The 4434-nt window shown below is 72.6% G+C and carries 3 protein-coding genes and 1 pseudogene; all 4 read right to left on the bottom strand.

Annotation, left to right across the window (positions count from 1 at the left end; genetic code table 11):
* Positions 1–157 precede the first annotated feature (157 nt).
* The gene (locus AC08ON_RS16595; protein WP_476608364.1) at positions 158–1084 is read right to left on the bottom strand and encodes a putative protein N(5)-glutamine methyltransferase; all 927 of its coding nucleotides are present in this window, start codon (positions 1082–1084) and stop codon (positions 158–160) included.
* Between the two features lie 297 nt (positions 1085–1381).
* Positions 1382–2849, bottom strand: a pseudogene (locus AC08ON_RS16590) (sensor histidine kinase).
* A gap of 11 nt (positions 2850–2860) precedes the next feature.
* Positions 2861–3589 carry a response regulator transcription factor gene (locus AC08ON_RS16585; RefSeq protein ID WP_011434703.1) on the bottom strand — a complete coding sequence of 243 codons (729 nt, stop codon included), beginning with the start codon at positions 3587–3589 and terminating at the stop codon, positions 2861–2863.
* The coding region (locus AC08ON_RS16580; RefSeq protein WP_476617299.1) for an FAD:protein FMN transferase at positions 3586–4434 on the bottom strand (849 nt) is incomplete at its 5' end. The genes AC08ON_RS16580 and AC08ON_RS16585, both read right to left, overlap by 4 nt.

The following is a 4434-nucleotide window of genomic DNA, read 5'->3' as shown; positions in this document are numbered from 1 at the left end:
CTCGACATGACCGACACCTACACCTACGACGTCCTGCCCTGAAACATCTCCTGTTGGCTGACGAGCAGGTCCCGGGGATTCACCGAGGACGGCTTCGGTCCATCCGCATCCGGCTGCCCGCGGCCTTTCCGCGGGCAGCCGCGGATAAGGGCTGGGCCTACCCGACTGGCGGCAGCTGTCCAGCTGCCGCGCCCACCGCGGACACGGGAGCCGCGGCCGGCCTGGTCGCGATGACGACGGTGGCGTTCAGGTCGGCGGAACTGGCGACCGTGGGGATCAGGCCGGCCTGGGCGCTGGCTTCGACGATCGATGCCGCCTGCCGCTCGCCGGTCTCGACCAGCAGGTGACCGCCCGGGGCCAGCCACCGCGGCGCCTCGGCGGCCACCCGCCGCAGAACATCGAGCCCGTCCGCCCCGCCGTCGAGCGCCACCCGCGGCTCGTGCTCGCGAGCCTCCGGCGGCATCAGCTCAATCGCGCCGGTGGGTACATAGGGGGCATTCGCGGCCAGCAGGTCCACATGGCCCCGTAGGACGGCTGGCAGCGGCTCGTAAAGATCACCCTCGTAGACCCGGCCACCGGCGGAGGCGAGGTTGCGGCGGGCGCACCGAACCGCGGCCGGTTCGATGTCGGCGGCGTGTACTTCGATCCCGGGCAGGGCCGCCACCAGCGCGACCCCCATCGCCCCCGAGCCACAGCACAGATCGACGACAGTGACCGGCCGGGACCGGCCGGCAACCCGTTCGACCGCCTGATCGACGAGGAACTCCGTGCGGCGGCGAGGCACGAAGACCCCGGGGTCCACAGCTATCCGCAGGCCGTGGAACTCCGCCCAGCCGAGCACGTGTTCCAGGGGCAGACCGGCGACGCGCCGCTGCACCATCGCGGCGAGTTCGCCCGGGGTCCGGGCCGCATTGACGAGCAGCCGTGCCTCGTCCTCCGCGAAGACGCAGCCGGCGGCCCACAGCCACGTGACGACGACGGACCGCGGCAGGGACGAAAACGGTGAGGAAGACGGACGAGAAGAGGAGGGAAAGGACGGACGAGAAGGGGAGAGAAAGGAAGGAGAGGGGCCGGATGTCGACACGGGAAGCCTTTCGGGATGCCGAAGGGCACCCTCCCGATCGCCTACCTCGAACGAACCGCGCGACCGCGGGAGGAGAGCACCCACCCTGACACAGCGGAAATGGGTCTCACCCCCTCAAAACGATCACCTGTGGTGGCGGCCATCTTACCAGAGCTATCTGATCAGGATCGCCGCGGGCCCAGGGCGCCGGCCAGCACGACCGAGGTGATGAACCAGAACTCCGCCCCCTTCGCCGCCTGGCGCGCGCCCGCCACGTCTCCGGGCCCGTTTCCGGCGAAGGTGAACAGGTCAGTCGGGCTACGACGGACCGGGCAGGACGAGGCGGAACGTCGCCCCGCCGCCCGGGGTCAGCCGGTACTCGACCCGCCCGCCGTGCGCGGTGGCGACGGCGTCGACGATGGACAGGCCCAGACCGGTCCCGCCGGCGTCCCGGGACCGCCCGGCATCGGCCCGGAAGAAGCGTTCGAAGAGGTGGGCCACGGCATCCTCGGGGACGCCCGGACCGTGGTCGACCACCGAGACCACGATCCCGTCGGTGGGACCATCGCCCGGCGGCCCCGGGGAGCCGGCTTCGAGGGGGCCCACGGAGACGGAGATCCCGGCGTCGGGCGGGGTGTGGACGACGGCGTTGCGGACGAGGTTGCCGACGGCCTGCCGCAGCCGGCCCTCATCGCCGAGCACCTCGAGGATCGGCGGCACGTCGATCTCGATCGTCCGTCCCAGGCTCACCACACGGGCGTCGGTGACGATGTCACGGACCATCGCCGCGACGTCGACCGGCTGGCGCTCCAGCACCGGCCGCTGGTCCAGCCGGGCAAGCAGCAGCAGGTCATCCACCAGCTCGCTCATGCGCGCGGACTCCTCCTCGATGCGGCGCATGAGCATCGCCAGGTCCTCGGGCCGCTCCGCGGCGCCGCGGTGGAACATCTCGGCGTACCCGCGGATCGACGTCAACGGGGTCCGCAGCTCGTGGCTCGCGTCCCCGACGAAGCGGCGCAGACGCCCTTCGGAGACCTCACGCGCCCGGAACGCCGCCTCGATCCGGGTGAGCATCGCGTTGAAGGCGAGCCCGAGCCGACCCACCTCGGTCCGGCGGTCCGCGTCGGCGACCCGCCTGGTCAGGTCGCCGGTCCGCGGTCTGCTCGATCCGGGTCAGGGGACGCAGCCCAAGCCGGATGATGACGTACGCCAGCACGGCCAGCGCCGCCGTGACCACCGAGGTCGCCACGGCCTCGATCCTGGTGACCCGGTCAAGGGTGGCGTTCACCTCCGCGAAGGGCACGGCGACGATCAGCACATATCCGTTGTCGAAGCGCTCCGCGAGCATCCTGAACCGGCCGCCATGGTCCTCGGCGCCCACCGTGCACAGCGGGACGGTCGCGAGGTCCGGATGCAGCCAGGCGGTGGCGAGCAGGCGTGCCGACACCGCCGGACGCTGCGTCGGCACCGCCGGGCCACCCGGGCCACCCGGGCCGGGGCTGGCCTCGGCGAGCCGGCGGCCGGCGCCGTCGTACAACGCGCCATAGGTGCCCACCAGGAACGTGGTGCCGAAACCTGGGTAGTGGTCATCCCCGTCCCCGTCCCCGCCGGCCCGCAGGAGCAACTGCTCCATCAGCGGATGGGCGTCCCGGACCTGCTGGTCCAGCCGGCCACGCAGGTAGGCCCCCAGAGCCCCTCGCGTGCCGACGGCGCCGAGAGCCATCCCGACGGCCAGCAGGCCCACCAGGGCCAGCAGGGCCAGCAGCAGCCGGGCCCGCAGGGACAGGACCGGTCGGCTCAACGCGGCAGGCGCAGCACGTAGCCGACGCCGCGCACCGTGTGGATCAGCGGGGGTGGCACGTCGTCGATCTTGCGCCGCAGATAGCTGACGTAGGTCTCCAGGACCCGCGCGTCACCGCCGAAGTCATGTCCCCAGACGTGGTCGAGGAGTTGGGCCCGGGTGAGCACCTTGCGGGCGTTCGCGAGCAGGTAGTGCAGCAGGCGATACTCGGTGGCGGTGAGGTCGACGTGCCGCCCGGCGCGCCGCACCTCGCGGGTCTCCGGGTCGAGCTCGAGATCGGCGAAACGCAGCGGCGTGGGCGCGCCGTCGGCGGCCCCGGCCCGGCGCAGGATTGCCCGGACCCGGGCGATCAGCTCGCTGACCGCGAACGGTTTCGTCACGTAGTCGTCCCCGCCGAGGGTCAGCCCGTGCACCTTGTCCTCGGTGGCGTCCCGGGCCGTCAGGAACAGGGTGGGCACGCCCTGCCCCGATCGCCGCAGCCGCTCGCAGACCGCGAACCCGTCGATGTCGGGGAGCATGACGTCCAGCACGAGCAGGTCCGGCGGGGACAGGGCGGCCTGTGTCAACGCCGCCTGCCCGGAGTGCGCGGCGCGTACGTCGAAGCCCTCGTAGCGCAGTGCCATGGTCACAAGGTCGGTGATCGCCTCCTCGTCGTCGACGACGAGGACCCTGATCGGACGGTCCACCCACCCAGTCTCGTCCTGCTCGCCGGGAAGACCGGTCATCGGGATCCGGCGGACGCGGAACGGTAGCCGTCCGATGCGGGGAGTGATGCGGGGAGTGATGCGGGGAGTGATGCGGGGAGTGCGGACGCGGCGGCGGCCACCTGGCCGGGGAATCCCCCCGAATGGTCCAGCCGACCGACGGCATCGACGATCAGCCAGGCCCATCCCTCCCGAGCAAGATCGGCAAGCAGGGTCCACGCGTCCCGGCCGGCGGCGAGGACGGCCGTGGCGTAGGCGTCCGCCAGGGTGAGGTCCGGTCCAACGAAGGTGACCGCGACGAGCTCGGTCGCCGGGATGCCGGTGCGCGGGTCGATCACGTGCGCGCCCCGCTCCAACACCCCCGAGGTGGCGACGGCCAGCTCGGTGCCCTCGACCACCGCGACGAGCCGGCTCCGGTCGAAGGGATCCGACACCCCCACCCGCCAGGGTCGCCCCGGCGCCGATGCGACACCCCTGGCCCGCAGGTCCCCCGCCGCATTGACGCAGTGGTCCGCGGCTCCGGCGTCAGTCAGCACCCGGGAGGCCGCCTCGGCAGCCCAGCCCTTGACCAGACCGGTGGGGTCCAGCGTGCCGTCGCCCCGCCACGCCGGGTCGAACCTGCCGCCGGTCCGCTCCCGGCAGGCGCGGGCCACCCGGTAGACCTCGCGGACGTGGTCGGGACAGGCGGCGAGGTCGACCTCGCCGCGCCGGATTCGAGAGACCCAGGACCCGGGCAGGAACGTACTGAAATCCTCGTCCGCCCGGTGCAGGACCGCGGCCGCCGCCTCGATCGCCGCCGCCAGATCCGCTGAGGCGAGCGGGGTGCGGACGTCGATGCTGACGACGGTGCCCATCACCGGTTCGGC

This window comes from Frankia sp. CoWAU3 (assembly GCF_977971855.1).
The sequence above is the reverse complement of the archived record's forward strand: the minus strand, read 5'-3'. Positions and strand labels throughout refer to the sequence as shown.